This is a genomic window from Inhella crocodyli (assembly GCF_004004565.1).
GTDB classification, from domain to species: Bacteria; Pseudomonadota; Gammaproteobacteria; order Burkholderiales; family Burkholderiaceae_C; genus Inhella; species Inhella crocodyli.
Genome location: NZ_SACM01000004.1, coordinates 31,950 through 44,581, shown reverse-complemented (window position 1 = coordinate 44,581; position 12,632 = coordinate 31,950). Strand labels below are relative to the sequence as shown.

Here is a 12,632-nt window from a genome sequence, read left to right as displayed (position 1 = left end):
GGCATGACCTTCTTCGACGACGGCATCGGGGCTTTGCTGCGCTTTCGGCTGCGCCTGTTCGTGGCCGCCGGCTTCGTGCTCACCTGCTTTGCTCTCTTGGTCGCCCGGCTGCTGTACCTGCAGGTGGGCAAGCACGAGGAGCTCCTGGCCGCGGCCGAGTCCAACCGCGTCACGGTGCTGCCCATCACGCCCAACCGCGGCCTGATCAAGGACCGCAACGGCGTCGTCTTGGCCACGAACTACTCGGCCTACACGCTCGAGATCACGCCGAGCCAAACGACGCAGGAACTCGAGGCCCTGATCGACGAATTGGCCACCGTGGTGCCCATCGATGCGAAGGACCGGCGCCGCTTTGCCCGACTGCTGGCCGATGGCAAGCGCTTCGATTCCCTGCCCATCCGCACCCGGCTGAGCGACGAAGAGGTGGCCCGCTTTGTGGCGCAGCGCTGGCGCTTCCCAGGGGTGGACGTTCAGGCGCGCCTGTTCCGCCAGTACCCCCTGGGCGAGGTGGGGTCGCACCTGATCGGCTACATCGGCCGCGTCTCGGCCAAGGATCGCGAGGCCATGGAGGACTGGGACGACGAGCGCCAGGCCAATTACCGCGGCACCGACTACATCGGCAAGCTGGGCCTGGAGCAGGCCTACGAAGACGTGTTGCACGGCATCACCGGCTTCCAGCAGGTGGAAACCAGCGCGGGCGGCCGGGCGGTTCGACGCCTGAGTTCGCGCCCGTCGACGCCGGGCAAGACCCTGCACCTGTCCATCGACATTCGCTTGCAGTACCTGGTCGAGCAGATGTTCGGCAACCGCCGCGGCGCTTTGGTGGCCCTGGATCCGCGCAATGGCGAGGTGTTGGCCTTCGTGTCCAAGCCCGACTTCGACCCCAACCTGTTCGTCGACGGCATCGACCAAGACAGTTGGCGCGCGCTGAACGAGTCGCCCGACAAGCCCCTGCTCAACCGCGCCATCCGCGGCACCTACCCGCCCGGGTCCACCTACAAGCCCTTCATGGCCTTGGGGGCGCTGAACACCGGCGCGCGCACGCCCGACACCATCGTCAACGACACCCTGGTCTACAGCTTCGGCGGGCGCAACTTCGGCAGCCCCGAGAACGAGCGCGGCGGGGCGATGAACATGCGCCGCTCCATCGTCGAGTCGAGCAACGTTTACTACTACTCGCTGGCGCACCTGATGGGGGTGGACACCATCCACGCCCAGATGGCCCCCCTGGGCTTGGGCCAGCGCACCGGCATCGACCTGCCGGGCGAGGTCACCGGCCTGCTGCCGAGCATGGCCTGGAAGGAAAAGGCGCTCAAGCAGAAGTGGTTCCCCGGCGAAACCATCAGTCTGGGCATCGGCCAGGGCTACAACGCCTTCACGCCGCTGCAGGTGGCGACGGCCACGGCCACCTTGGTCGCCGGCGGCCAACGCTACCGCCCGCGCTTGGTGCGCGAGATCGAAGACCACGTCACCCACACCCGCGAACGCCGCTCCGGCGAGGCCCTGCCGCCGATCCCCTACAAGCCCGAGCACATCGCCGTGGTGAAGGAGGCCTTGCACGGCGTGACCTACCAAGGCACCAGCACCCGCGTGTTCGCCGGCGCCCCGTACGCCAGCGGCGGCAAGACCGGCACAGCGCAGGCCGTGGGCCTGCGCAAGGGCCAGAAGTACAACGCCGGGCAAATGGCCGAGTACCAGCGCGACCACAGCTGGTACATGGCCTTCGCGCCGGTGGATGAGCCCCAGGTGGCGCTGGCCGTCATCGTCGAGAACGCCGGCTTCGGCGCGGTGGCGGCCGCGCCCATCGCGCGCCGCGTGTTCGACTACCTGCTCCACGGCGTCGTGCCCAGCGAGGAAGACCTCGCGCTGGTGCGCGAGGGCAAGGCGGCGGCCCCCGTGGGCACGCCCAGGCCGATCCGCGAATGGCGCCTGCCCAACGAAGCGCCCCTGCCGGCGTCGGGGGCCTCGCGATGAGCGTCATCGCCCGCCCGCCCCTGTGGCGCCGCCTGCGCCCCCTGTGGCAGCATTTGGACGTCCCGCTGCTGTTGGCGATCGCTTGGCTCACCGCCTGGGGCCTGCTGGCCATGTACTCGGTGGGCTTCGACCACGGCACCCGCTTCGTGGACCACGCCCGCAACTTCGTGCTGGGTGCGGGGGTCATGCTGGTGGTGGCGCAGTTCCCTTCGTCCAAGCTGGCCAAACTGGCCTTGCCGCTGTACAGCATCGGCCTGGTCTTGCTGCTGGCCACCGCCTTGTTCGGGCTGACCAAGAAGGGCGCCACGCGCTGGCTCAATCTCGGCGTGATCGTCATCCAGCCCAGCGAGCTGCTCAAGATCGCCACACCGCTGATGCTGGCCTGGTGGTTCCAGCTGCGCGAGGGCCAGCTCAAGCTGTTGGACTTCGTGGCCGCCTTCGTGCTGCTGGCCATTCCGGTGGGCTTGGTGGCCAAGCAGCCCGACCTGGGCACCGCGCTGCTCATCTTGTTCGCCGGGCTGTACGTCATCTATTTCGCCGGCCTGAGCTGGAAGCTCATCGTCCCCGTGGTCAGCGCCGTCGCCATTGGCATTGGGGCTTTGGTGTGGGCCGAACCCACCATTTGCCAGGATGGGGTCGACTGGAAGGTGCTGCGCGAGTACCAAAAGACCCGCGTCTGCACCCTGCTGGACCCGCACAAGGACCCCTTGGGCAAGGGCTTCCACATCTTGCAGGGCGAGATCGCGATTGGCTCGGGCGGCGTGACGGGCAAGGGCTTCATGCGCGGCACGCAAACCCACCTCGAGTTCATCCCCGAGCGCACCACCGACTTCGTGTTCGCCGCCTTCGCCGAGGAGTTCGGCCTTCTGGGCGCGCTGGCCTTGCTGGTGGGCTTCAGTGCCTTGATCTTGCGGGGGCTGAGCATCGCGGGCGCCGCGCCCACCCTGTTCGAGCGCCTGCTGGCCGGGGCCATCACCCTGAGCTTCTTCAGCTACGTGTTCGTCAACCTGGGCATGGTCATCGGCCTGCTGCCCGTGGTGGGCGTGCCCCTGCCCTTCGTCAGCTACGGCGGCACGGCGATGGTGATGCTGGGCCTGAGCCTGGGCCTGCTGCTGGCCATCGGCCGCAGCGGGCGCCAAGGCCGCCACCGGACTTGAGTCTTCAGGCCTCGCGCCCCGGGCCGCCAGGCCAGGGCGTGGCGGGCAGGCGCAGCGTGAAGCGGGCGCCGGGCAAGGTGTCGGGCCCGCGGCGCTCGCGGGCGTCGTCCAGCTCGATTCGGGTCCCATGGCGCTCCGCAATTTGGCCGGCGATGGTCAGCCCCAAGCCCGAGCCGTCGACCCCCGTGCCGAGCTGGCGGTAGAAGGGCTGGAACACCCGCTCCCGCGCCTCGGGCGCGATGCCCGGCCCCGAATCCTCGACCTGCAGCACGACCACCTGGCCGAAGGGGTCCTCGCTGACCCGCACCGTGACCTCGCCGCCCCGCGGCGTGTAGCGCAGCGCGTTGTCCACCAGGTTGCGCAGCAGCTCCACGAGCTGCCAGCGCTGCCCCTGCACCGCCAGCTGGGGCGATTCGGGGCCGTCGAAGCCAAGGTCGATGCGCCGCTCCAGGGCCTGGGGCACGAAGTCTTGCGTGACGTCGCGCGCCAAGTCCACCAGGTCCACGGGCTCGAGCGCCAAGGGGGCGCTGGCGTCGGCCCGGGCCAGCGCCAGCAGCTGGTTGACCATGTGCGCGGCGCGCTGGCTGCCGTTGGCGATTTGCGCGAAGGACTGCGCCAACTCGGCCGCGCTGGCTTGGCCCGAGCGAAGGGCCCGGCCGGCGAGCTCGGCCTGCGTGCGCAGGCCAGCCAAAGGCGTTTTCAATTGGTGCGCGGCGTTGGCCAGGAACTGCTGCTGCAGCTGGGCCGCTTGCTCGCGGCGTGCGAGCAGCTCGTTCGTCGCCCGCACCAGGGGCAGGATTTCCTCGGGCGCCTCGCGCTCGGGGATGGGGCTGAGGTCATCGGCCTCGCGATGCCGGATGCGCTCCGACAGGGCCTTGAGCGGCCGCAGGCCTTGCACCAGCGCGAGCCAGCCCAGCAGCGCGGCCAGGGGCAGCAACACGAACTGCGGCAGCAGCACGCCCTTGACGATGTCGGAGGCCATGCGCTGCCGTTTGCCGGTGGTTTCGGCCACCTGGATGGTGATCCACCCCGGACGGTCGGTCGACGCGCGGCGCCACAGCGTGGCCACGCGCAGCGCTTCGCCCTGCAGTTGCTCGTTGCGCAGCAGCGGCGGGCCGCTGTGCGGTGCTACGCCCACTGGCAGCGCCAAGCGCGCGTCGCCCGCCAGCAGCTCGCCGCGCGGTCCCAGCACCTGGAAGAGCACCTGGTCGTCGTCCTCGATGCGCATCAGGCTGAGCGACTCGGCGCTCAGGCTCAGGGCCTGCTGCGCGTCGCGCCGCATCTGCACCTGGTCAGCCAGCCCCTGGGCGGCGGCGCCCAACTCGCGGTCGTAGGGCCGTCGGGCCAGGTCTTGCGCAACGCCCCAGGTCAGGAGCACGCCCACGGGCCAGATCACCAGCAAAGGTGCCAGCATCCAGTCCAGCAGCTCGCCGAACAGCGAGCGGGGCGACTTGGTTTGCGGCATCAGTCGGCCTGCACCCGCTCCAAGCAGTAGCCCAGGCCGCGCACGGTGGCAATGCGCACGCCCCCCGGCTCGATCTTTTTGCGCAAGCGGTGCACGTAGACCTCGATGGCGTTGTTGCTGACCTCGTCGCCCCAGCTGCACAGCGCCTGCACCAGGTGCTCCTTGCTCACGAGGCGGCCGGCGCGCTGCAGCAGGGCCTCGAGCAGGCTGACCTCGCGCGCCGAGAGTTCCACGACCTGTTCGTTCAGGTAGGCCACGCGGCTGCTGGTGTCGAAGCTCAGCGGGCCGTGCCGCACGACGTTGCCCGAGGCGCCCAGGCCGCGCCGCACCAAGGCCCGCGCCCGGGCTTCCAGCTCCTGCAGCGCGAAGGGCTTGGCCATGTAGTCGTCGGCCCCGAGGTCCAGGCCCTGGACGCGCTGCTCCACGCTGTCGGCCGCGGTGAGGATGAGCACCGGTGTGTGCGAGCCCCGGCCGCGCAGCCGCCGCAACACCTCCAGGCCCGACATCTGCGGCAGGCCCAGGTCGAGGATGAGGAGGTCGAAGTTCTGCAGCAGCAGGGCGGCGTCGGCCTCGCTGCCGCTGGCCACGTGGTCCACCGTGTAGCCCGCGCCGCGCAGGGCGCGCAGCAGGCCGTCGCTCAGGACGGGGTCGTCTTCGGCAATCAGGATGTGCATCTTGTGCGCGTCAAATTTGTTGCTAGACTGCTGTATAGATATCCAGTAACCCAGGAGCCCCCAATGAACGCCCCCGCCGTCAACACCGAAAAGCAGAAGGCCCTGCAGGCCGCCTTGGCCCAGATCGAAAAGCAGTTCGGCAAGGGCTCCATCATGCGCCTGGGCGAAGGCGAAGCCATCGAGGACATCCAGGTGGTGTCCACCGGTTCCCTCGGATTGGACATCGCCTTGGGCGTGGGCGGCCTGCCGCGCGGTCGCGTGGTCGAGATCTACGGCCCCGAGTCCTCGGGCAAAACGACCCTGACGCTGCAGGTCATCGCCCAAATGCAAAAGCTGGGCGGCACCTGCGCCTTCATCGACGCCGAACACGCGCTGGACGTGCAGTACGCCCAAAAGCTCGGCGTGAACCTGCAAGACTTGCTCATCAGCCAGCCCGACACCGGCGAGCAGGCCCTGGAAATCGTCGATTCCTTGGTGCGATCGGGCTCGGTCGACCTGGTGATCGTCGACTCCGTGGCGGCGCTCACGCCCAAGGCCGAGTTGGAAGGCGAGATGGGCGACCAGCTGCCCGGCCTGCAAGCGCGCCTGATGAGCCAGGCCCTGCGCAAGCTCACCGCCACGGTCAAGAAGACCAACACCACGGTCATCTTCATCAACCAGATTCGCATGAAGATCGGCGTGATGTTCGGAAGCCCCGAAACCACCACCGGCGGCAACGCGCTGAAGTTCTACAGCTCCGTGCGCCTGGACATCCGCCGCATCGGTTCCATCAAGAAGGGCGAAGAGGTCATCGGCTCCGAGACCAAGGTGAAAGTCGTCAAGAACAAGGTCTCGCCCCCCTTCAAGACCGCCGAATTCGACATCCTTTACGGCGAGGGCATCAGCCGCGAGGGCGAAATCGTCGACATGGGCGTGGCCCACAAGATCGTCGACAAGAGCGGCGCTTGGTACGCCTACCAAGGCGAAAAGATCGGCCAGGGCAAGGACAACGCGCGCGAGTTCTTGCGCGAGAACCCCGACTTGGCCCGCGAAATCGAGAACAAGATTCGCGAGGCGGTGGGCGTCGCCCCCTTGGGCAGCGCGAGCGACAGCGAGTGACGCAAGGCGACGAGGGCCTGCCCACCGACCCGGGTTTGCGCCGGGTCGGCTTGTACTGGGCCTTGATGCAGGCCCGTGATTGGGCCGGTGCCGAGGCCCTGCTGCACCCCAGCGCCGCCTGCCGTTGGCGCGCCACGCGCGAGCGCTTCGACGGTGCGGCCGCCATCGTGGGCGTCAACGCCGCCTACCCCGAGGGCTGGACGATCCACCTGCTGGCCCTGCACCGCCTGGGGCCGGACGAGGCCCTGAGCGTGGTGCGCGTCGACCACGACGGGCGCTCGTTCTGGGCGCACAGCCACGTGCGCTTTGAGGGCGAGTGGATCGCCCAACTGGACGAGTACTGGGCCGACGCCCAAGCGGCGCCTGCGTGGCGCGAAGGCTTGGACGGGCGCACCCTGACGCCGGCCGATGCCCGCCCCGGCATGCCGCTGGACCCGGCGCTGTGGACCTGAGCCCTTGGGCCTGAGCCCCCCACAGCTGCGCGCGCGGGCCTTGGCCTGCCTGGCCCAGCGCGAGCACAGCCGCCACGAACTGGCGCGCAAGCTGTTGCGGGCCTGGCAGCTGGCCGCCGCCAAGGCCGAAGAAGCGCTGCCCGACGACGCCGAGGCCGCCGTGGCCGCGCTGCTGGACCAACTGGCCGACCAAGGCCTGCTCAGCGAGGCCCGGTACATGGACAGCCGGCTGCGCACCCGCGCCCCCCGCCTGGGCGCCCGCCGGCTGGCGGCCGAGTTGGCCCAGCAGGGCTTGAAGCCCGAAGGCGACACCTGGGCCGAAGTCCAGGCCACCGAACGGGAGCGGGCGCAGGCCTTGCTGCACCGCCGCTTCGGCGAATTGCCGCCCCCCGACCCCAAAGAGCGGGCGCGCCGCGTGCGGTTTTTGGTGAGCCGCGGCTTCGCCGCCGACCTCGCCGTCCGGCTCGTGGAAGGAAACCGTCAGTAACAGCGGGCAAAATCCGCCCCCTCATGCCGAACGCCCACCCAATCACCCGCACGCCGCTGCACACACGCAGCCTGGAGGTGCAGGTGTTCGAGCGCTCCGACGGCCGCTTCGACGTCGAGGCGCGGCTGCGCGACGTCAAGGCCATCGACATGCGCTTGGCCACGGGCCTGCGTCCGGCCGGCTCACCCATCCACGAGATGCAATTGAACCTCGTCGTGGATCGGCAACTCAACGTCGTGTCGGCCTCGTCCGCCACCACGGCCATGCCTTACCCCGGCACCTGCGAGCAGCACGGCGACGCGTACGCCCAGTTGGCGGGCCTGAACCTGCTGCACGGCTTTCGCGCGGCACTCAAAGCCAAACTGTCGGGCACGCAGGGCTGCACCCACCTGACGGAGTTGGCCGGCGTGCTGCCGACCGCCGTCATCCAAGCCCTGGCCGGCCACGTGCTGGACACCCGAGAAGGCGCCGACGGCGATCAGCCGCCGTTCCAGATCGACCGCTGCCACGCCCTGCGCCGGGACGGCCCGGTGGTAAAAACCCACTATCCCCGCTGGTTTGTGCAGCGCACAAGCCCCTAAGTTCACTCCCCGACCAAAGCCATGAAGATCCACGAATACCAAGGCAAGGAAATCCTGCGCCAATTCGGCGTCCCCGTGCCCCGCGGCATCCCCGCGTTCACCGTGCAAGAAGCCGTTGAGGCCGCGCAAAAGCTCGGGGGCCCGATCTGGGTCGTCAAGGCGCAGATCCACGCCGGTGGCCGTGGCAAGGGCGGCGGCGTCAAGGTGGCCAAGAGCCTGGACGACGTGAAGAAGCTGGCCGAGCAGATCCTTGGCATGCAGCTGGTCACGCACCAAACCGGCCCTGAAGGCCAGAAGGTTCGCCGCCTGTACATCGAAGACGGTGCCGACATCCAAAAGGAGTACTACGTCTCCCTGGTGACCGATCGCGGCACGCAAAAGGTGGCCTTCATCGCCTCCAGCGAAGGCGGCATGGACATCGAAGAGGTGGCCCACAGCACGCCGGAAAAGATCATCACCGAGGTGATCGACCCCTTGACCGGCCTGGGCGCCGACCAAGCCAAGAAGATCGCCGCGGCCATCGGCCTGCCTGAAGCCACGCACGCGCAAGCCGTCGACCTGTTCCAGAAGCTCTACCGCTGCTACATGGACACCGACGCCTCGCTGGTGGAAATCAACCCGCTGAACTGCGACAGCAAGGGCGTGCTGACGGCGCTGGACGCCAAGTTCAACTTCGACGCCAACGCGCTGTTCCGCCACCCGGAGATCGTGGCTTACCGCGACCTGGACGAAGAAGACCCGGCTGAGGTCGAGGCCAGCAAGTTCGACCTGGCCTACATCAGCCTGGACGGCAACATCGGCTGCTTGGTGAACGGCGCCGGCCTGGCCATGGCCACGATGGACACCATCAAGCTCTTCGGCGGCGAGCCCGCCAACTTCCTGGACGTGGGCGGTGGCGCCACCGCCGAGAAGGTGACCGAGGCCTTCAAGATCATGCTCAAAAACAAGAGCGTGAAGGGCATCCTGGTCAACATCTTCGGCGGCATCATGAAGTGCGACACCATCGCCGAAGGCGTCATCACCGCCTGCAAGGCCGTGAACCTGAGCGTGCCGCTGGTGGTGCGCATGAAGGGCACCAACGAAGACCTGGGCAAGAAGATGCTGGCCGAATCCGGCCTGCCCATCATCGCCGCCGACTCGATGGCCGAAGCCGCCACCAAGATCGTTGCCGCCGTTGCCTAAAGGAATCTGACATGTCCATCTACATCAACAAAGACACCAAGGTCATCACCCAGGGCATCACCGGCAAGACCGGTCAGTTCCACACCCTGGGCTGCCAGGCCTACGCCAACGGCAAGAACGCTTTCGTTGCGGGCGTGAACCCCAAGAAGGCCGGCGAGAAGTTCAGCGACATCCCCATCTACGCCACCGTCAAGGAAGCCGCCTCGCAAACCGGCGCCACCGTGTCGGTCATCTACGTGCCGCCCGCGGGCGCGGCTGCGGCCATCTGGGAAGCCGTTGAGGCCGACCTGGACCTGGCCATCTGCATCACCGAAGGCATCCCCGTCCGGGACATGCTGGAAGTGCGCAACAAAATGAAGGCCAAGGAAGCCGCCGGGGGCAAGCGCACCTTGCTGCTGGGCCCCAACTGCCCCGGCCTGATCACGCCGGAAGAGATCAAGATCGGCATCATGCCGGGCCACATCCACCGCAAAGGCCGCATCGGCGTGGTGTCCCGCTCGGGCACGTTGACCTACGAAGCCGTGGCGCAGTTGACCGAAATCGGCCTGGGCCAATCGTCGGCCGTGGGCATCGGCGGTGACCCGATCAACGGCTTGAAGCACATCGACGTGATGAAGGCCTTCAACGACGACCCCGACACCGACGCCGTGATCATGATCGGCGAGATCGGCGGTCCCGACGAAGCCGAAGCCGCGCGCTGGTGCAAGGCCAACATGAAGAAGCCCATCGTCGGCTTCATCGCCGGCGTCACCGCCCCTCCGGGCAAGCGCATGGGCCACGCCGGTGCGTTGATCTCCGGCGGCGCCGACACGGCCGATGCCAAGCTCGCCATCATGGAAGAGTGCGGCTTCACCGTGACGCGCAACCCCAGCGAAATGGGCAAGCTGCTCAAGGCGCTGCTGTAAACCTCACTGAAAAGGGGATCGAACGGGGGCCGCCTGGCCCCCGTTCTCGTCTGGATGGACTGGCTGACTGACCCAAGTTTCTGGCTCGCTGTGGGCCAGATCATCATGATCGACATCCTGCTCGGGGGCGACAACGCGGTCGTCATCGCGCTGGCTTGTCGGCGCCTGCCCGACCACCTGCGTCGCCGCGGCATCCTGTGGGGCACGGCAGGGGCCATCCTCTTGCGCGTCGTGCTGATCTTCTTCGCGATCAGCCTGCTCAAGCTGCCCGCGCTCAAGCTCGTCGGGGCGGCTTTGCTGCTGTGGATCGGGGTGAAGCTCCTGCTGCCCGAGGACGACGACGCGCATGGCAACATCCAGGCCAGCGACAAACTCTGGGCGGCGGTGCGCACCGTGATCGTGGCCGATTTGGTGATGAGCGTGGACAACGTGATCGGCATCGCCGGTGCGGCCGAAACCGCCTCGCCCGATCACCAAATGAGCTTGGTCGTTTTCGGCCTGCTCGTGTCCATCCCGATCATCGTCTGGGGCAGCCAGTTGGTGATCAAGCTCATGGACCGCTTCCCGGTCATCATCACCGCTGGCGGCATGCTCTTGGGTTGGATCGCCGGCACTTTGGCGGTGGGCGACCCGCTGCTCGCCCGCTGGGTCGGGCCGAGTGCCTCTTCGGCCGTGGCCTGGAGCTGCGGGGCCGCCGGTGCATTGTTGGTGTGGGCCTTGGGCCGTTGGCTGTCGCGCTCCGCGGCGCAAGTGCAGGCCTGACATGGGTTTGCTCGATCGCCTCAAGCGCTGGATCCAGCCCGAGGCCTCGGCGCACCGCGGACCGCCGACGATCGCCGGCTCCACCCTGCCCATGTCGACCCGGCCGATGACCACCATGCCGGCGCATGCCACGCTCAAGGCGCCCACGGCCGACGTGCCGGCACACTTGCAGTTGATGGAAGAGTTGGGCCGCGGCGCGATGGCCGTGGTGCACCGTGCCATCGACACCCGAACCGGGGAAGAGGTGGCCCTCAAGCGCCTGCTCTTGTCCTCCGAGGTGGCGCCCGAGGACCTGGCCGACACCCGGGCGCGTTTTCTGCGCGAAGCGCAAGCGGCCCAGGCCTTGGCGCACCCCGACATCCTGCGGGTGCGCGAGCTCGGCGTGGGGGCCGATGGCGACGCCTGGATCGTCATGGAGCTGGTCCGCGGCCACGACCTGAGTCTGCACGTTCAGCCTGGCCGGCTGTTGCCCGTGGGGCAGGCCTTGCGCGTCTGCATCCGGCTGGCGCGCGCGCTGAACCACGCGCACCAGCACGGCATCGTGCACCGTGACGTCAAGCCCGCCAACATCCGCATCGACCCCGCGACCGACACCGTGAAGATCATGGACTTCGGCATCGCCCGCGTTGCCGATGGCAGTCGCACGCGCACGGGCTTGGTCCTGGGCACGCCGAGCTACATGGCACCCGAGCAGTTGGCCGGGCAGCCGGTCGACGGGCGCAGCGACCTCTATTCCTTGGGGGTCGTGCTGTACCAACTGCTGACGGGCCGCTTGCCCCACCAAAGCGATTCGATGGCGCGTTTGATGTACGAGATCGCCAACGAGCGCGTGGCCGACGTTCGCGACCTGCGGCCAGGGCTGCCCGAGGCCTTGGCGATGGTGCTGTCCCTGGCCTTGGAAAAGCGCCCAGACCGCCGTTACGCCAACGGGGAAGACTTGGCGCAGGACTTGGAGGCCGTGCTCGACCAGATCGACCCGTTGGAGTTGGTCACCGCCAAGGTGCCGGAATCCACGGGCGCTGCACCGGCCTTCGACCGCACGGAGCGCATCGACACCCGGAGGCCCTCGTGACCAAGCTCGCGTGGGAGGCCATGGGCCACACCGATCCCGGCCGGGTTCGGGGGAACAACGAAGACGCCTTCGCCGTCGACGTCGAGGCCGGCTTGCTGGTGCTCGCCGATGGCATGGGCGGCTACAACGCGGGCGAGATCGCCAGCCAAATGCTGGTGACCTTCCTGCGCGACGAACTGGGTGCCTGGCTCAAGCAGGCCAGCGCCGCGCCGCCCGAGGCGGTGGGGCAGGCCATCGAAATCTGCGTCGACAACGCCAACCGGGCGATCTTCGACACCGCCGAGAACAACCCCCGCATGGCCGGCATGGGCACCACCTTGGTGGTGGCGGTCGTGCGGCCCGAAGGCCTGTGGGTGGGCCACATCGGCGACAGCCGGGCCTACCGTTGGCGGGGCGGTCGCCACCTGGTCCAGATCACCCGCGACCACTCCCTGCTGCAAGAGCAGATCGACGCCGGGCTGCTCACGCCGGAGCAAGCGGCGAACGCCTTGCACAAAAACCTCGTGACGCGCGCGGTCGGGGTCGAGCCGCGCACCGAGTTGGAACTGCATTGCCACCCCTGGCAGCCGGACGACTTGTTGATCCTGTGCTCCGACGGCCTGTCCGACATGGTGCGCGACCCCGACATCGCCGCTTTGTGCGAACGCCACACCGAATTGCCAGCGTTGGCCGAGGCCTTGGTTGAAAAAGCCAATGCCCAAGGGGGGCGGGATAACATCACGGTCGTTTTGGGGCGGCCGGTGCGCCCCGCCGGTCCCCCACCTTCGGCGCCCAAGCCCTGGTGGGGCCTGGGACGCCGCTGACCGCCGCACAACTACAGACC

General features: G+C 68.3%; 13 protein-coding genes. 11 read left to right on the top strand and 2 right to left on the bottom strand.

The features are described 5' to 3' along the window. Positions 1 to 3 precede the first annotated feature (3 nt). On the top strand, positions 4 to 1,974 hold the full coding sequence (gene mrdA, locus EOD73_RS13415; RefSeq protein WP_127683541.1) for a penicillin-binding protein 2: 1,971 nt from the start codon (positions 4 to 6) through the stop codon (positions 1,972 to 1,974). Then, on the top strand, positions 1,971 to 3,131 hold the full coding sequence (rodA, locus tag EOD73_RS13410) for a rod shape-determining protein RodA (RefSeq protein ID WP_127683540.1): 1,161 nt from the start codon (positions 1,971 to 1,973) through the stop codon (positions 3,129 to 3,131). The genes mrdA and rodA overlap by 4 nt, the downstream gene beginning before the upstream one ends. Positions 3,132 to 3,135: 4 nt before the next feature. Here the strand turns inward: rodA and EOD73_RS13405 are convergent, their stop codons facing one another. Both EOD73_RS13405 and EOD73_RS13400 read right to left on the bottom strand, forming a co-directional pair. Then, positions 3,136 to 4,596 (bottom strand): sensor histidine kinase, encoded by a 1,461-nt coding sequence (locus tag EOD73_RS13405; protein ID WP_127683539.1) that lies wholly within the window; start codon positions 4,594 to 4,596, stop codon positions 3,136 to 3,138. Continuing rightward, the gene (locus EOD73_RS13400; RefSeq protein ID WP_127683538.1) at positions 4,596 to 5,270 is read right to left on the bottom strand and encodes a response regulator; all 675 of its coding nucleotides are present in this window, start codon (positions 5,268 to 5,270) and stop codon (positions 4,596 to 4,598) included. The genes EOD73_RS13405 and EOD73_RS13400 overlap by 1 nt, the downstream gene beginning before the upstream one ends. A gap of 63 nt (positions 5,271 to 5,333) precedes the next feature. On the opposite strand from EOD73_RS13400, the gene recA reads away from it, so the two are divergent. Genes recA through EOD73_RS13355 form a run of 9 tightly spaced genes read left to right on the top strand, consistent with a single transcriptional unit; the run spans position 5,334 to position 12,612 of the window. Further along, on the top strand, positions 5,334 to 6,368 hold the full coding sequence (recA, locus tag EOD73_RS13395; RefSeq protein ID WP_127683537.1) for a recombinase RecA: 1,035 nt from the start codon (positions 5,334 to 5,336) through the stop codon (positions 6,366 to 6,368). Then, positions 6,365 to 6,820 carry a nuclear transport factor 2-like protein gene (locus tag EOD73_RS13390; RefSeq protein WP_127683536.1) on the top strand — a complete coding sequence of 152 codons (456 nt, stop codon included), beginning with the start codon at positions 6,365 to 6,367 and terminating at the stop codon, positions 6,818 to 6,820. Before recA ends, EOD73_RS13390 begins: the two co-directional genes overlap by 4 nt. Before the next feature lie 4 nt (positions 6,821 to 6,824). After that, positions 6,825 to 7,307 (top strand): regulatory protein RecX, encoded by a 483-nt coding sequence (locus EOD73_RS13385; protein ID WP_240660712.1) that lies wholly within the window; start codon positions 6,825 to 6,827, stop codon positions 7,305 to 7,307. 23 nt (positions 7,308 to 7,330) lie between these two features. Next, positions 7,331 to 7,888 carry a DUF2889 domain-containing protein gene (locus tag EOD73_RS13380; RefSeq protein WP_127683534.1) on the top strand — a complete coding sequence of 186 codons (558 nt, stop codon included), beginning with the start codon at positions 7,331 to 7,333 and terminating at the stop codon, positions 7,886 to 7,888. A 21-nt stretch (positions 7,889 to 7,909) separates the two neighbouring features. Then, on the top strand, positions 7,910 to 9,070 hold the full coding sequence (gene sucC / locus EOD73_RS13375) for an ADP-forming succinate--CoA ligase subunit beta (protein ID WP_127683533.1): 1,161 nt from the start codon (positions 7,910 to 7,912) through the stop codon (positions 9,068 to 9,070). 11 nt (positions 9,071 to 9,081) lie between these two features. Next, on the top strand, positions 9,082 to 9,975 hold the full coding sequence (sucD, locus tag EOD73_RS13370; RefSeq protein ID WP_127683532.1) for a succinate--CoA ligase subunit alpha: 894 nt from the start codon (positions 9,082 to 9,084) through the stop codon (positions 9,973 to 9,975). A 54-nt stretch (positions 9,976 to 10,029) separates the two neighbouring features. Beyond that, positions 10,030 to 10,737, top strand: a complete 708-nt coding sequence (locus EOD73_RS13365) for a TerC family protein (RefSeq protein WP_127683531.1) — start codon at positions 10,030 to 10,032, stop codon at positions 10,735 to 10,737. Between the two features lies 1 nt (position 10,738). Continuing rightward, positions 10,739 to 11,809: a serine/threonine-protein kinase gene (locus EOD73_RS13360; RefSeq protein WP_127683530.1), complete on the top strand. Its 1,071-nt coding sequence runs from the start codon at positions 10,739 to 10,741 to the stop codon at positions 11,807 to 11,809. Next, positions 11,806 to 12,612, top strand: a complete 807-nt coding sequence (locus EOD73_RS13355) for a Stp1/IreP family PP2C-type Ser/Thr phosphatase (RefSeq protein ID WP_310733061.1) — start codon at positions 11,806 to 11,808, stop codon at positions 12,610 to 12,612. Before EOD73_RS13360 ends, EOD73_RS13355 begins: the two co-directional genes overlap by 4 nt. Positions 12,613 to 12,632: the final 20 nt, after the last annotated feature.

Bases quoted from the DNA above. Each gene is read 5' to 3' on its own strand.
- mrdA (WP_127683541.1), top strand. From the start codon at position 4: ATGACCTTCTTCGACGACGGCATCGGGGCTTTGCTGCGCTTTCGGCTG.
- rodA (WP_127683540.1), top strand. From the start codon at position 1,971: ATGAGCGTCATCGCCCGCCCGCCCCTGTGGCGCCGCCTGCGCCCCCTG.
- EOD73_RS13405 (WP_127683539.1), bottom strand. From the start codon at position 4,596: ATGCCGCAAACCAAGTCGCCCCGCTCGCTGTTCGGCGAGCTGCTGGAC.
- EOD73_RS13400 (WP_127683538.1), bottom strand. From the start codon at position 5,270: ATGCACATCCTGATTGCCGAAGACGACCCCGTCCTGAGCGACGGCCTG.
- recA (WP_127683537.1), top strand. From the start codon at position 5,334: ATGAACGCCCCCGCCGTCAACACCGAAAAGCAGAAGGCCCTGCAGGCC.
- EOD73_RS13380 (WP_127683534.1), top strand. From the start codon at position 7,331: ATGCCGAACGCCCACCCAATCACCCGCACGCCGCTGCACACACGCAGC.
- sucC (WP_127683533.1), top strand. From the start codon at position 7,910: ATGAAGATCCACGAATACCAAGGCAAGGAAATCCTGCGCCAATTCGGC.
- sucD (WP_127683532.1), top strand. From the start codon at position 9,082: ATGTCCATCTACATCAACAAAGACACCAAGGTCATCACCCAGGGCATC.
- EOD73_RS13365 (WP_127683531.1), top strand. From the start codon at position 10,030: ATGGACTGGCTGACTGACCCAAGTTTCTGGCTCGCTGTGGGCCAGATC.
- EOD73_RS13360 (WP_127683530.1), top strand. From the start codon at position 10,739: ATGGGTTTGCTCGATCGCCTCAAGCGCTGGATCCAGCCCGAGGCCTCG.